The following is a 15,465-nucleotide window of genomic DNA, read 5'->3' as shown; positions in this document are numbered from 1 at the left end:
GGATAAACAGGAACTACGGTCCGGCCGAGAGGCAGACAGCCAACTGGAGGTCTGCATTCGCGGCGGCACGCAGCTTCGCAATAAAATTGCTCATTGTGTCAGCAATCCGGATCCTGGAAACGCCAGAAAAGCGCCCGCTCGCAGACCGCGGGCCGCTGACGACGAGTCCATATCAACCTGAAATCCAAGGACTGCGGGCTATCGCGGTCGTCATTGTCGTGCTGTACCACCTCTGGCCACGCCGATTGACTGGCGGCTATGTCGGCGTCGATGTCTTCTTCGTCATTTCCGGCTTTCTGATCACTTCGCACATGTATCGCGAAGTCCGGGACGGCTCAAAAGTAGGACTCACTCGGTTCTGGGCCCGGAGGATCCGTCGGCTGCTCCCCGCTTCGATACTGGTCCTGCTGGTGTCACTGCTCGGAGTCTTCTTGTGGGTCCCCACGACTCTCTGGGAAGTTGCTGCCCATCAAATCGGCGCCAGTGTCCTGTATGTCCAGAACTGGATCCTTGCCAGCGACTCCGTTGATTACTCGGCACAGCATAACGACGCCTCAGCCGTCCAGCACTACTGGTCGCTCTCGGTGGAGGAGCAGTTCTACTTCGTCTGGCCCCTCCTGGTGGCGGCGCTGCTGTTCGTTGCCGGACGGCCCCCGGTCGCCAGGCGTTTGGGCCGTCTTGGCTCACCCAGAGCCATGATGATTGCAGGTATCACGGCAGTCGGCACCGCATCGCTGGTCTATTCAATCGTTCTGACGGCACTAAATCCCTCGGTCGCCTACTTTGCAACCCCCACCCGCGTCTGGGAATTCGCCGCCGGCGGCCTGATGGCCCTCGTCTTCAATGGAAGGCAATACTCCGGACGGCTGTCCTCGGCTCTCGCCTGGGCCGGACTGCTCCTGATCGCCTTTTCGGCGCTCACGTACGACGGCGGCACCCCCTTCCCCGGTTGGACGGCCGTGGTTCCCGTGGCCGGAACAGCCCTCGTACTGGTCTGCAGCGGGAACACTGCGGTCATGAACGCGCGTTGGTGGCTCTCCCGGAAGCCCATGACGTTTTTGGGCGATGTGTCCTACGGCCTATATCTCTGGCACTGGCCGCTGATCGTCATCGTCCCGTTCGTCCTTGGCCACGCGCTGACCACACCAGAAAAATTTCTGCTTTTGCTGGCATCGATCCTTCTGGCATGGATCACCAAGCTGACCGTTGAGGATCCGTTGCGCCGCGGCCGGGCACTCAAGACTTCCCCGCGGGCCTACGCCTTCACGGCAGGCGGCATGATCCTCACCGTCGCGTTGTGTTTTGGCCTGACGGCATCCGCCTACTCAACGCCGAGCGCTGACCGTGCGGCTGAGCTTGGAGACTGCTACGGACCTGGAGCACTGGTTCCGGCTAATGGCTGCGGTCCGGTCGTAGGCAAGGAGTCACCGAGCCCCGCACCCGCGCTTGTGGCCAAGCAGAATACGCAGCCCCTTCACCCGGGGTGTCAGGCCGACGCCGTCGGGACTGACATCGTGAGTTGCGATTTGGGGGTGGACGCCGCACAGGCGCGGGAAACAGTGGCCGTGGTCGGTGACTCCCACGCGACAGCCTGGTTCCCCGCCCTTGAGACGCTGGCAAAAGACCGCGGCTGGCACATCAAGACCTACACCAAGAGCTCCTGCCCCGTCACGGCCGCACTTCGCGTCCAGCCGGGGGAGAAGACCGATTCAAATCAACGTGACTGTTTCGCTTGGGGACAAAACGTGACTGACGAACTGGTGGCGGACAAGAAGATCACCACCGTCTTCGCCGCTTCCTACTCCACTGCCTTTACGTTCATGTCCCCAGACAACAAGAAGCTGCAGAACCCCGCCGTCGACGGATTCGCCGAAGTGTGGCGTCACTGGATGACCGCGGGCAAGCGTGTAGTGGTCTTCGATGACGTTCCGCGGACCAACGGCGAGTACGTTCCTACCTGCCTCGCACGCCATCAAAATGCACTTGATTGCGCCGTTCCAGTCGGCAAGGCGTATCCCGCCGGCACTGCCATCACCAACGCCGCAAAGGCCATGGCTTCCGAGGGCGTGCACCGCATCAACCTTCGTGACCAGTTTTGCGACAAGGCCCTTTGCTACCCTGTTGTGGGCTCCATGATTGTCTACAGGGACTTCTCCCACGTCAGCGCTGAGTATGCACGGGCACTCGCTCCGTACATAGCCAAGCAACTCCCCAAGCCCTAGCCGTCCGGGCCATCCTGCCCGGCAAGCAACGGAACAATCAGGCTTTTCCTGCGTAGCCGAACGGGTTTGAACTCTGCCAGCGCCAGTGGTCCCGGCACATCTGTGCAAGGTCCCGGTGTGCAGACCAGCCCAGGTCGGCCAGAGCCGCCGAGGCGTCGGCGTAACTTACTGCCGCATCGCCGGGCCGCCGGGGTGCGAACTCGTACGGAATGGGATGCCCGGCCGCGGCGCCGAAGGCCTCGATGACTTCCAGCACCGAGGACCCCCTTCCGGTCCCGAGGTTCCACCGGAAAGCGCCGGTCTTGGTCTCCAGGTAGTGCAGGGCGGCCAGGTGGCCGGCCGCGAGGTCCATGACGTGGATGTAGTCCCGCACTCCTGTGCCGTCGGGTGTGGGATAGTCGTTGCCGAACACCATGACCTTCTCCCGGCGGCCCACCGCCACCTGGGCCACGAACGGCAGCAGGTTGTTGGGAATGCCGTGCGGGTCTTCACCGATCCGCCCGGATTCGTGCGCACCCACCGGATTAAAGTACCGGAGCAACGCGATACTCCAGCGCGGGTCCGCCGCGCTTAGGTCGGAGAGGATGTCCTCGATCTGTTCCTTGGTCCTGCCATACGGATTGGTGGCGTCCAGCGGCGACTTCTCGATCAACGGGACGTGCTCCGAGGCGCCGTACACCGTAGCGGACGAGCTGAAGACCAGCCGCCGCACGCCCGCCTTCTCCATGCTCTCCAGCAGGTTCAGCGTGCCCACAACATTGTTCTTGTAGTACCAGAGGGGCTTCTCGACTGACTCCCCCACCGCCTTGAGGCCGGCAAAGTGGATGACGGCGTCGAAACCGCCTTCGGCAAACACGCCGTCGACGGCTTCCACGTCCAGAAGGTCGCCCTCCCGGAAATCGATCCTCCCGCCGGTGAGCTCCTCGACGCGGCGCACCGCCTCGACACTGGAATTCATCAAGTTGTCCAGCACCACCACCTCATGCCCATCCTCAAGCAGGCAAAGTGCAGTGTGTGATCCGATATAGCCGGCGCCCCCAGTGACCAAAACTTTCATGGCCACAAGTCTAGGGCAGCTGACTACTACTGCTTCATCGGCTCGGGCTTTCCTGCCTTCCGCGGTAAAGTGGCGCGTTGTGTCGCCAACCCAAACCGTAGAATCGCCTGAAGTGCACCAACGCGCGACCAGCCGTCAAGCGAAAAGCAGCCAGTTTCGGCCGGAGATTCAGGGCCTGCGGGCCGTCGCTGTCCTCTGTGTTGTGCTCTACCACTTCTGGCCGCGTGCCCTGACCGGTGGCTACGTCGGTGTCGATGTCTTCTTCGTCATTTCGGGGTATTTGATCACCTCCCACATTTACCGCGACGTTCGCGATGGATCTCCCGTAGAGCTGCTCAAGTTTTGGGCCCGACGGATCCGCCGGTTGCTTCCTGCATCAATGCTTGTGCTGCTGGCGTCGTTACTGGCAGTTTTCCTGTGGGTTCCATCGCCCCTTTGGGAAGTGTCCGCGCGGCAGATAGGGGCCAGCGCACTTTATGTACAAAACTGGATTCTCGCCAAGGACTCCGTCGACTATTCCGCTCAGCACAACGACGCCACGGCCGTCCAGCATTACTGGTCGCTCTCGGTCGAGGAGCAGTTCTATTTCTTCTGGCCGCTCCTACTGATGGCCCTCCTGTACATCTCTCGAAGGCCCGCCTTCGCCGTCGGCATGAGGCGGCTTGCAGCCACCCGTACGACAATGGTTGCAGGGATTGGTGCATTGGGCGCGGCCTCGCTCACCTACTCCGTCGTCCTCACTGCACAGTCGCCGTCAGTCGCCTACTTTGTAACACCAACGCGTGTGTGGGAGTTTGTCGCCGGAGCGCTGGCAGCCCTCCTCCTCTACGGGCGGCAATTCTCCGGGCGGCGGGCTTCCGGCCTGGCGTGGACGGGCCTCGCGCTGATCGCATTTTCCGCCGTCAATTACGACGGCGGCACGCCCTTTCCGGGGTGGACGGCACTTGTCCCGGTGGCCGGCACGGTACTTGTTCTTCTCTGCAGCGGAAACAGCGGGGCTCTTCACCCTCGTTGGTGGTTATCCCGCAAACCCATGACCTTCCTGGGGGACGTGTCCTACGGTCTCTATCTCTGGCACTGGCCATTAGTCGTGGTGGCGCCCTTTCTCCTTGGCCATACACCAGCGCTGCACGAAAAGATCGCGATACTTCTGGCATCCGTGGGACTGGCTTGGGGCACTAAGATAGCAATCGAGGATCCCGTGCGCCGCGGACCGCTTTTGGCCAACTCGCTAAGATCATACTCATTCAGTGCCATCGGTATGGCGCTGACGGTGGCGCTATGCTTCGGATTAACCGCGTCCGCCTACACGTCGCAGAACGGCGACCTCGCCGCGGAACTCGGCGTCTGCTACGGACCAGGCGCGCTGAATCCGGCCAACGGTTGCGGGCCTGTGCCAGGAAAGCAACCTCCCAGTCCCACGCCCGCGCAAGTGGCAAAGCAGAACAGTGAGCCTCTTCATCCGGAATGCCAGGCAGGTCTTGCCGGAGCGGACGTCGTAAGTTGCGAGCTGGGCGTCAGCCCTGCCCAGGCCCGCGAGACAGTTGCAATTGTGGGCGACTCACACGCAACGGCCTGGATCCCTGCGATTGAAGCGCTGGCCCAGAACCGCGGTTGGCACATCAAGGCCTACACAAAGAGTTCCTGTCCCGCCACGGCAGCGCGTCGCGTGTTGGCCTCCGAAAAAAACGACGCGAACCAGCGCGACTGTCTCGCCTGGGGCCGAAAGCTCAATGACCAGCTCCTCGCCGACAAGACGCTAACAACGGTTATCACTGCCGCCTATTCCACCGCGTATACATACAAGTCCCCGGAAGGCCAGAAGCTCCAAGATCCGGGGCCTGACGGATTTTCCCAGGAATGGCGACGATGGATGACCGGGGGCAAACGCGTCGTCGTCTTTGATGACGTTCCGCGAACTAGTGGGCAATCCGTTCCCACCTGTCTGGCGAAGAATACCGGCAATACCACAGCGTGTGCCGTTCCGGTGGGGCAGGCACTTCCCCCTGGTGCGGCTATAACACGGGCCGCACAATCCATGGTTCGGCAAGGCGTCAAACGGCTCTCTCTGCGCGACCTCTTTTGCGACAACTCCACGTGCTATCCCGTAATAGGTTCCATGATCGTCTACAGGGATTACTCCCATCTGAGCGCCGAGTATGCGCGGGCGCTGGCTCCTTACATAGCGCGGCAACTCCCAAAGAGTTGAAAGTGCGCCCCTACGATCGTGAGTTGACAAGCGTCACAGCAGTCACATTCGTCACTTCTATACCGTGAATGCTAGGATGAGCCGCGAACACCGCCGCAGGTGTGAAGGGGGACTCAACTCGGGGATAGCAGTCCAGCACCCGAGGCCACTTCAGCCGGCAGTTCTAGGCTACGGAGTACTACATGGATCGTTCCTCTAATTGCAGACTGTCCTTCGCCTTCGCGGTGAAGGCCAGGCGACTGGGCCTTCTGGGGAGCTCCGCCCTGCTGTCCGCAATGCTGTGCACCGGAGGTTTACTTCCGGCCCAGGCTGCCCCCGCACCGCCCGCAGCCCCAGGCTCTGGCGACACCGCTCAAGCCCCCGCGCCGGAGGTGACTCCTGGGGTGGACAGCGCTCCGCCCGCTGCCGAGAGCGCACCGGCCACTTCAGCCGCCAAGGTCACCGGGGTCACAGCACCGGCTGAGGAGCCGACCCCGCAGCCGGTAGACATGGAAGCTCTTCGTGCGGAGATCGGAAAAAACGGCTCCTTCATGGGCCAAGGCGCCAAGAGCCATGCCACCTCACTAGCCAGGCAGCCTGGAAGAGCATCCACCTATGCGCTAACCCCGGAAGCCGCCAACACCTGGATGGCCCCCGGCATCCAGGGCCTCGATGTCAGCAGCCATCAGCCCACGGTCAACTGGGCGTCCCAGTACAACCTCGGCGCCAGGTTTGCCTACGTTAAGGCGACGGAGGGTACGTCGTATAAGAGCGAGACCTTCGGAGCCCAGTATGACGGCGCCGTCGGGGCGGGCCTGATTCGCGGCGCTTACCACTTCGCACTCCCAAACGTATCCACCGCTTCCGCTCAGGCCGACTATTTTGTCAATAATGGCGGCGGATGGACCGGTGACGGGAAAACTATGCCGCCCCTTCTCGACATCGAGTACAACCCGTACACGACACTGGGCAACACGTGCTACAACATGAGCCCAACCGCCATGGTCAACTGGATCGCTGCCTTTTCCAACAGGGTTCTGGCCAGGACCGGGCGGCTGCCCATGATTTACACGACCACGGACTGGTGGACTACGTGCACCGGGAACTCCGGCGCTTTTGGCAACCAGCCCTTGCACATTGCGTCCTATTCAACCTACGTAGGCAATATGCCAAACGGCTGGGGTACTTACAGTGTTTGGCAGTACAGCAGCTCAGGCCCATTTGCCGGCGACTCCAACGCCTGGAACGGCGACTTCGCGGGCCTGCAGAAGTTTGCGTCCCAAGCCGACGGCGCTGTCCCCAGCCCATCCATCACGTCCCTTGGGGACGTAGTCGCGGCGGACGCCGCCGGCGTCCTGTGGGATTATCCCGCAACCGGCAGCGGATCGCTCCGCACGCGGAAGCAAATTGGCCAAGAGTGGCGAGGCCTGCGTTCAATCAACGCCATCGACTGGAATGCGGACGGCGTCCTGGATCTTGTTGCCCAATGGACGTCCGGCCGCGTCAACGTATATTTAGGAGTCGCAGCCGGCGGCTTTACGGCCGGTCCCGTCCTTGCAGCTGCCGGCTGGGCCAATTACCAGCTAACTATCGGATATTGGCTCAACAGCAGCTACTATCCCCAGATCATCACCCGTGACGATTCTTCTGGGGCTCTAACTCTTTGGCGCAACAGTGGGGGCTCCACCCTTAGCCAAGGCACCTCGCTGGGGCAGGGATGGGGCGGGATTAACCTGACCATGTTGGACTTCGACGGCGATGGCAGCCAAGATGTCCTCGCTCAGGATCCCGCCGGCGTCTTGCGCCTCTACCGCTCAAACGGCAGCGGCGCCTTTGTTGCCGAAGGCCGTCCCACCGTGGGAAGCGGGTGGCAGCGCATGACGAGCGTGACGGTCACCACTAACTTCAAGGGCGCCGGCACGGGTGGTCTAATGGCCAGAGACGGCGACGGCCAGCTCAGCTATTACCCGGTGCCCGGCAATTCGGCCTGGGGCCAGGTGTCCCCAATCGGTGTCGGCTGGAACGGCTACCTCATCGCCGGCGGTGAGAACATCAACACCGCTGCTCCATCTCCCGCACCGAAGCCGACGCCGTCAATCACCACTGCCGCAGACATCCTAACCGTTGATGCGGCGGGAGACCTCTATCGCCATGCCTCGGGCACAGGGTATATGGGAACGGCCGTCAAGATCGGCACTGGGTTCACCGGCTTCGCCTCGGTCCACGTCACTGACTGGAATGCCGATGGCCTCCAGGATTTAGCCACTTTCAGCACGGCCGGAGCACTCAGCATCTGCTTAGGGCTGTCCGCCGGCGGCTTTGCCGCCCCGTCGGTTCTGGCATCCGGCCTTTCCGGCGCCGAAGTCGCAATTGGACCGTGGTTGAAGACCTCTAAGTATCCAGGCGCCGTTGTACGCAAAAACGACGGGTCCCTCCAGTTCTATGCCAATGCTTCGGGCGGTGCTCTCTCGCCTGCAGCTGCCATCGGCTCAGGATTCGTCCGCATACACATCGCCATCATTGATGCAGACGGGGACGGCAACCAGGACATCACCGGTGTCGACTATCTGGGCTCGATGAAGCTGTTCCGATCCAACGGCTCAGGCTCGTTTATTAGCGAACCGCGGAAGGTCATCGGCACTGGGTGGAACGCCATGAACAGCATCAGTTCGGCAAAGGGATTCACGGCGCCTACATCGAACGGAATCCTTGCCCGCGACGGCGCCGGCACGCTGAACTATTACCCCCTCGCGCAGAGTGCCTTCGGCAAGAAGTCTGTACTTACCTCAGGCTGGTCAAACACCCTCATTTCCGGGAGCCCCTTCCTCGCTTCCGGACGGGCGATCACAAGCACGGCCGATGTGCTCACAGTTGATTCGACAGGCGGACTGTGGAACCGCCCGGCAGGCGGCTCTGCGGGCGTCGGCGGCGCCTACCAGATTGGCATCGGCTGGTCAGGAATGAAATCGCTCAACGTTGTGGACTGGAACAGCGATGGCGTGCCGGACGTCCTGGCCCAAAAGTCCACGGGCGGGCTGTCTGCGTACCTGGGTTCAAAGACAGGCGGCTTCAGCGGACAGATTGCTGTCGCCACAGCAGGCTTTGACCGAAGCACGATTGTTCCCGGCAAATGGGTTTCCGGGTCCACATATCCGGGCCTGGTCGGCTATGGCGCCAACGGTGAGTTGAATTACTGGGCGAATGCATCCGGAGGCACGCTCGGCGCCCCTGTCCGTATAGGCGCCGGCTGGGAGAGCTTGAAGTTGTCCATGGTCGACTTCGACTCCGATGGAAAGCAGGACATTCTGGCAGTCAACCCAGCGGGCTCCATGAAGCTCTACCGCTCCACCGGACTCAACAAATTCATCCCGGAAACCAGAAAGGTAGTCGGCTCCGGGTGGCAGAACTTCCGCCAGTTCTCCGCCGCGGCCGGTTTTGCGGGCGCTGCCAGCGAGGGTGTCCTGGCCGTGCGGACCTCGGGAGAGCTGCGCTACTACCCGGTACTCGCCGGCAGCAGGTGGGGAACGGCGTGGACCGCAGGGTCGGTGGGCGCGGTGGCACTCGTTTCGGCGTCGTCCGCCGCGGGCTAGACGCCGGGTGCAGGCAAGAACGGCGGCTCCCATTGGGGAGCCGCCGTTCTTGAATGGCGTCGGCGTGCTTGTAACAGCCTAGGCGCGGGCGTGCCGGGACCCCACGATGTCCTCGACCGCTTTCTGCCAGGCCATCACCTGGGATTCGGCTGAGAGCGGCCGGGCTGCAGCATCCGCAGCCCTCTTCCACATTGATATCTTTTCGGCGGTTAGGCAATGGAGTGTTTCGCGCAAAGAGCCGGCAGAAAAATCGGGTGTCACGGCGCCCAATCCGTACTGCTCCACAAGTGACACCATGGCCGGTGATGGGCCTACGATCAGGCCGATGCGCGCCTGGACGGCTTCGAAGAACTTATTCGGCAACGCGTTCTTGAGATTGAAGTTGGTGGGCGGCAGGAATACGAGTGAGACGTCATATTCGCTCAGGGTGGACACCAGCTGGCTGTACGGCACAGGGTCGCGGAAGCGGATCGCCGGCACTGCTGCAGCCTTCTCTTTGAGCTCATTGACGTAATCCGGCTCGTTGGGCATGACGATCATGTCAAGGGTGAGCCAATCCGGTGCGTCCCGCATTGCCTCGATGAAGTTTTCAAGCTTCCGGTAGCGCTGCCCGGCAGCGCTGTGGATCAGGCGCACCGGCGAATTGACAGGGCGCACGTCCCGCTCGGAGTATGGTGCCGCGTTAGTCACGACTCCGGCCGCCACGCCGTAATCCTTGGTGTACTCGTCCGCGATGCCTTGCGAGACGGTCGTGACGGAGGCGGCGAGGGACAAGTAGCGGCGGCAAAGCCATCGCATAAACGGTGCAACGAACAGGCGCCATTTCAGATCGTCCTCTTTTTCGCGCGGTGCGAACTCGTGGAGGTCTGCATGGACGCCGAGCCGTGGCTGGAGCTCCAGCGCCAGCGGCAACGTGTTCAGGTCATTCGCCAGAATGACGTCAAATTCGCCGCGCGGCAAGATCTTCCGTGCAGCCGACACGGCAGTCAGTCCGTCATAAACGCGGGAATAGCGGCGGGACACGAGGCCCAGCTTGTCCGACGGCCAGCCGCGCGAATCATCGGGCAAAGGGAAATGACCTTCGGTTCCCTCCGGGGCCCCACCGTAGGCACACGTGAACACCCTGTACTTGTCCTTGAACAGCTCGACCTGCTTGAGGACCCTCGGATCTGAGCGTATGGGTGAGAAGGTCAGGATCAGCAGCGAGGGGAGCTCAGTCATATGACTCATTATCCCAGACGCCCGCGCGCCTGTTAGCCGGAGACCTGACCTGCCGGCCTCCCCTGGGGCGAATGCACGGGGGACGGCCGGAAGGACTAGAAGATGCTTCTGAGCAGAGGAACGCGCCGCGCGGCCAGCGAAACGGCGAAACTGCCAATCAATGTCACGGCATAGGCAGCGAAGATGGCAGCCAGAGATTTACCGGCGGCAACTTCCGGAAATTGAAGCCGGATGACTTCAAAGATGACGAGGTGTACCAGGAAGACGCCGAAAGTTGCATTCGACAGCGCCACGATTGCCCTGCCCGCCTGCTTCACGGTGAGCTTGGCCGTGAGGGACAGCGTCACGACGAACACGCCCAGCGCTGCGAGGGCCACGAGCACGCCAACGTAGGAAACGGAGGAAACCGCATCGAGGAGCGGAAAGACGCCCTTATGGCTGTAATGCCAAATGGCTGCCGCAATGAGGCAACCCGTCGCCACAGCGGCAAGCGCCAGCTTGAACCCCTTGAGCCGGACATCCTTCAGTGCATAGCCGGCCAGGAAGTAGCCCACGTAGGGCATCCAGTGGGTGAGGAAGTTGAGATGAATCGGGCGCGAAATGCCAAAGAGGCTCAGGATTCCCGGAATCATGTAGAAGACCAGCGCAGCGGCAAGAAACGATGCGGCGGCAGTTGCAGCCCTTCCTCGGCCGCCGCCCCGCAGGAACGACGCCAAGAATGGCGCCACGGCGTACAGCCCGGCGATCAGCCAGAGAAAGTAGAGCTGGGTGAACACCGACCCGTCAACCAGCAGCTGCATAATCCGCGGCAGCGGGATAACTTCGCCGCGCATCCAGAACCGCACGCCAACCAGGTAAATGAGGTTCCAGGCGATCAGTGCGGGTACCAGGCGGACCGCTCGACGCCGATAGAAAATCCCAGGGCTCTCCGTGAGTTGCTTGGACCCAAGCATCAGCGCGCCGGAAATCATGACGAACACAGGCACAACCCAGATCCAGCCCACGTCGATCGCCATCGCAATCCACCACGCACGGCTGTCGCGCGGCGCGCGTCCAACCATGTGGCCGAAAACGTGGATCGCCACAACTCCGCAGATACTGGCGATCCGCAGTATGTCGAGGCCAAAGTCCCGTGTACGGGGCCGCTCGGAAATGCGGGTCCCGCTTAGTTGCGTGCCGGCCTGAACCGAACTCATTGTCCCCCGGCGGCCGGCGGTGTCAGACGCCGGTGGTCCTGCGTGCCCTCGCTCTGGGGCTGCTCCGCCTTGCCGGGGAGTCCCACCTCATCCAAGGCTATCCTGCGCGACAGCTTCGTAAGCGTCGCCTCCATATGACGGAACCGCTGGTACGTGGTGGCCATGAACACCAGGAAACTCACCACAAGGCCGTAAAGGACCAGGTCCGTTCCACGGCCGATGCCCAGAAGCCTCGCGACCCGCGTCAACAACTCAGGGAAGAAAATGGAAAACGCAGCCACCAAGGCAAAGAGCACCAGCATGATGCGCCGGATGGCGAGGTGCCGGGCGTTGGACCCTCCGCGCATTAGTGCCAGCGACATGACTACAACGGCCAGGACAAGAACTATCTGGACAATAATCTGCACAATTTCACCTAAAAAAGAGATCAGCGACGATATTGACCGAGTTCAACAAGGACTGGCCCTTCGATTTGGAATAGTCCGTATAGACGATTTCAACCGGTTGCTCGACCCAGCGCGGGTTCATCTCCGCCAGCTGGTGGACAAGTTCAGAAGCGTGCGCCATCCGGTTTTGCTGCAGATTGATGCCCCGGGCAACGCCTGGGCTGAACGCCCGCAGGCCGTTGTGCGCGTCGGTGAGGGCCATGCCCGTCGCCATGCGCGACTGTACGGCGGCCGTCCTCAGGACAAGTCGCTTCAGCGGCGTCAGCTTCGTCCTGTCATCGAGGAACCTCGACCCAAGAACGACGTCGGCCTCCCCCGAACGTATGCGGTCTGCCATAGCCATCGCGTCTGCCACGCGATGCTGTCCGTCCGCATCAAAGGTCACGATGCAGTCCACCTCAGGATCCTGAAGCGAATACTCAATGCCTGTCTGGAGCGCCGCGCCCTGCCCCAGATTAACTGGATGCTGGACGACCACTGCCCCGGCCTGCCGTGCTACGTCCTGGGATCCGTCCGTGCTGCCATCGTCGACACACACAACGTTGGGAAATTCTCCCCGCAGCCCCTCGATGACCGTGCCGACGACGGACGCTTCGTTGTACATGGGGATGACAATCCAGGTTCGACTCACGCGTCAAGTATTCCATAGGCGCCGTGGCTTAGGCTCGCCCAAGACTCCGTGCCGGAGCTCAATCCCGGACCATTCGTCGGAGCACATGCAACATGGCGATCGGACCATGAACCAGTTCGGCGTCTGTTCGTTTACGCAGCTGCCATACGGTACGGTCTGCGATGAGGTCAGCGGCCACCACTATGTCGGAGCCGCACAAGGTGTCGCGCAGGTCTTTCCGTCGCGCTACTGCACTGGCCAGTCGGCGGGACTCCATGTTGTCCCGAACCAGCCGGCCGGCAATCCCGACAGGCCCTGGTTTCCCGGCAGCGTCCGCTAACAACGAAATCACCCGCCCCGCGGGCGATTTTTCGAGGGTAACCACCTTCACCCGTTCATCTGCCGGAGTGACTTGAGGCCCGTCGTCGTATGTATAAACGACGGTTCCCGTCATCTGGCAGCCGTTTTGTTCTGCGAGCGCGGTAGCCCGGCTCCACAAATCGTCCATCACGGCCTGCGGATGAGCGCCGCGTCCGACAAGGATGCTGAGGTGCAGCGGTTTCTGCCCGGTCATACCTGTGTCCTTTCCTCGCGCGCGGGCATGGAGGGCGCGCTCTGACCCGCGATAGCGCGGAGCTCTGCAATTACGGGTTCCAGGATCGTGCTGCGGAGGAACTGCTGTCCGTAGGCCCAGGCCGCGTCCCAGCGTTCATCGTCCGGGTCTTGCAACGCCTCAGCACATTCCCGAAGTGCCTGCCCGATGCCTTCAGCAGTGAGCTCTTTCGCCGGAAACCACAACGGGTAGTCACGAAGCAGGTCAGTGGCGGCATTTTCCATGTCATGGACGGAAACGATCGGCAGGCCCGTGGCCAGGTACTCTGTGGTCTTGCCCCCAGTGACGTATTTGCCGGTTGAAAGCAGGAGGACAAGTGCATCCAAAGTGCCGTAGAAACCGGCGACATCCCGTTTGGAGATCGGGCCGTCGTACCGAAGCCCGTTGCGGCGGGCTTCGCCAAAGATCTGGAGAATCTCAGCGCCGGCGGCCCCCGAAGCGCTCAGCTTGCCGCGGAAGACAGCTTCGGCACCGGGCGTATCCCCGCCGAAAGCCCTGTCCCAGCCGTCCAAGAATTCCTGCAAGGGCATGTTTACGTACTGAAGCGTGCCCAAGTAGCCGAAGCGGGGATGGTCGGTTCGTTGCACCGCCCGTTTGGCATGACCGGGCTGCGGATCGAACCCATTGGCCACGACGCGCATATTTTCAGCAGATTCCGGGTACCGCCGGACGTATTCGTCCCTGATCTGGCTGTTGACGAACCAGACTTGGGCGGCCTCCCTCAGGTATTGCGCCTCGCGCTGCCCCAGCGCACTGTCCGGTCCGAAGTCTTCCGCACCGCTGATGGTGTTGAACGCCCAAGCATCGCGATAGTCCAGGACATACGGGACGCCATCAAGCGCCCGGGCAACACCAAATGACACGTAGGGGCTGGCGGAAGCCATCACCAGGTCGACGGGCTTTTCGGCGTGGACGCGTCTGGCAGCCGAGGCGGCGGGTTCCAGCCAGGAGCCATGGAAATCTTCAGGAAAGTTGCGGCGGCTGCGGCGGCGCAGCGCTTCCTTCCACAGGTAGGGCGCCTCGATCCTGAAACGGGAGAAGCGGCGAAGGTCACCCTTGGCTGGCTGCTCGGCCCCGCCGTCGTCAACTGCGATGACTTGGATGCGGGGATCGATCGACTCGGCAAGCTTCTCGTCCACTCCCGAGATCTGGGACCAGACCTCGGGGTCCACGGTAATAATCGTCACGTCCCAGCCGTCGTTGGCGAAGGCATTGGCCACAGCCGTGCAGCGGTACACAGACGACGCGGTGCTGGGTGGAAAGGCGAAAGCTATATATAGCAGGTGGGGCTTGGTCATAATGCAGTTCCTAACACTTTGGCGTAGCCGGCTTCTAATCTGGGCAGCAGGGCTGATGCGCCATGATTGCTCCGAACATAGGCGGGCCCGCCAAGGCGGAGGGATACCTCCTGCGGATCTCGCAGCACATCCCTGACGGCCTGCCCCACCTCGGCACGTTCGACGGAAACAGTCGCCACCCCCGGCGGATAGCCTTCAATGCGATCGGTGAAGACCGTCGGCACTCCGATGCCCATTGCCTGGAGCTCGCTTATTCCCAGAACGCCCGTGGTTTGTCCGACGGCTACGTGCGCGGAGGACAGTTCACGGAGGAACTCCCGTTTTGGCATTTTTGGCAGGAGCCGTATTCCGAGCCGGGCCGCCTCATCCGCACGGTCTCCCCAGTCCAGGCCCACGACATCCACGTCGTCCCCGGAACCGACGACCGAAACCACATCTGCAGCGGCCTGCAACAGCGCATCGCCGCCCTTGGAGGCATCCCAACGAGAGGGGAAGAATACCCGTGGCTTCTGAGCTGGAGCCCAGTCCGGAAGCTCTTCCATATTCACAGGGGCGGGAAGGTACTCCGCGTCCGCCCTCACACGCTCCGCCTTCTCCCGCAGATCGGGAGTCGTGTACCAGACCTGCCCCGCACGGTCGATGTCCTCTTTAATGACCGCATGGTGCTGGTCCTGCCAGTAGTTCTCGCGGATGTCAGTGCCATGAAGCGTCAGCGCGTACGGACGCGCAAAGGATCCCCGCGCCCATTTTGCCCGCCCGCCCATGTTCACATGCCAGACCTGCGTGCGCGGGTAGGCCAGAGCCTGCTCCAACCGGAACCGGTAATAGGCAGCCTTCGTTCCGCCGCGGGTCCACGGGCCCTGGATGATCTTCCACGGCTTTCCCTGCCGACGGGCTTCCATAACGAACGTCTTGGCCACATCTGCACAATCGAACAACTGTGTAACCCGAATTTGCTGACTCATTCCCCACATCATCTCATTCAACACTGGCCGACCAGTGACAGTTACTTGCCCTACCCCTC

At 62.0% G+C, this 15,465-nt stretch carries 11 protein-coding genes; 3 read left to right on the top strand and 8 right to left on the bottom strand.

Going from position 1 to position 15,465, the window contains the following annotated elements; genetic code table 11:
- Positions 1-95 precede the first annotated feature (95 nt).
- Positions 96-2,222 (top strand): acyltransferase family protein, encoded by a 2,127-nt coding sequence (locus tag AC1D14_RS01155; protein ID WP_476967949.1) that lies wholly within the window; start codon positions 96-98, stop codon positions 2,220-2,222.
- 37 nt (positions 2,223-2,259) lie between these two features.
- Here AC1D14_RS01155 and galE read toward each other — a convergent pair whose 3' ends face one another.
- A complete protein-coding gene (galE, locus tag AC1D14_RS01150) occupies positions 2,260-3,279 on the bottom strand; it encodes a UDP-glucose 4-epimerase GalE (protein ID WP_476967948.1) in 1,020 nt (339 codons plus the stop codon).
- A 112-nt stretch (positions 3,280-3,391) separates the two neighbouring features.
- On the opposite strand from galE, the gene AC1D14_RS01145 reads away from it, so the two are divergent.
- Complete coding sequence (locus tag AC1D14_RS01145; protein WP_476967947.1) at positions 3,392-5,488, top strand: acyltransferase family protein; 2,097 nt, start codon at positions 3,392-3,394, stop codon at positions 5,486-5,488.
- Positions 5,489-5,871: 383 nt separating this feature from the next.
- Positions 5,872-9,057, top strand: a complete 3,186-nt coding sequence (locus AC1D14_RS01140; RefSeq protein WP_476967946.1) for a GH25 family lysozyme — start codon at positions 5,872-5,874, stop codon at positions 9,055-9,057.
- Between the two features lie 78 nt (positions 9,058-9,135).
- Here AC1D14_RS01140 and AC1D14_RS01135 read toward each other — a convergent pair whose 3' ends face one another.
- From AC1D14_RS01135 to AC1D14_RS01105, 7 genes are all read right to left on the bottom strand, one after another.
- Positions 9,136-10,278, bottom strand: coding sequence for a glycosyltransferase (locus AC1D14_RS01135; protein WP_476967945.1), 1,143 nt, complete (start codon positions 10,276-10,278; stop codon positions 9,136-9,138).
- Between the two features lie 95 nt (positions 10,279-10,373).
- Entirely contained in the window at positions 10,374-11,474 is a 1,101-nt protein-coding gene (locus tag AC1D14_RS01130; protein WP_476967944.1) for an acyltransferase, read from the bottom strand.
- A complete protein-coding gene (locus AC1D14_RS01125) occupies positions 11,471-11,881 on the bottom strand; it encodes a DUF2304 family protein (RefSeq protein WP_476967943.1) in 411 nt (136 codons plus the stop codon). Before AC1D14_RS01125 ends, AC1D14_RS01130 begins: the two co-directional genes overlap by 4 nt.
- A gap of 4 nt (positions 11,882-11,885) precedes the next feature.
- Complete coding sequence (locus AC1D14_RS01120) at positions 11,886-12,524, bottom strand: glycosyltransferase family 2 protein (protein ID WP_476967942.1); 639 nt, start codon at positions 12,522-12,524, stop codon at positions 11,886-11,888.
- An 85-nt stretch (positions 12,525-12,609) separates the two neighbouring features.
- The gene (locus AC1D14_RS01115; protein WP_476967941.1) at positions 12,610-13,104 is read right to left on the bottom strand and encodes a hypothetical protein; all 495 of its coding nucleotides are present in this window, start codon (positions 13,102-13,104) and stop codon (positions 12,610-12,612) included.
- Positions 13,101-14,441, bottom strand: a complete 1,341-nt coding sequence (locus tag AC1D14_RS01110; RefSeq protein WP_476967940.1) for a glycosyltransferase — start codon at positions 14,439-14,441, stop codon at positions 13,101-13,103. The genes AC1D14_RS01115 and AC1D14_RS01110 overlap by 4 nt, the downstream gene beginning before the upstream one ends.
- On the bottom strand, positions 14,438-15,406 hold the full coding sequence (locus tag AC1D14_RS01105; protein ID WP_476967939.1) for a glycosyltransferase family protein: 969 nt from the start codon (positions 15,404-15,406) through the stop codon (positions 14,438-14,440). The genes AC1D14_RS01110 and AC1D14_RS01105 overlap by 4 nt, the downstream gene beginning before the upstream one ends.
- Between the last annotated feature and the right edge of the window lie 59 nt (positions 15,407-15,465).

The organism is Arthrobacter sp. P1_B11 (genome assembly GCF_056406715.1).
The sequence above is the reverse complement of the archived record's forward strand: the minus strand, read 5'-3'. Positions and strand labels throughout refer to the sequence as shown.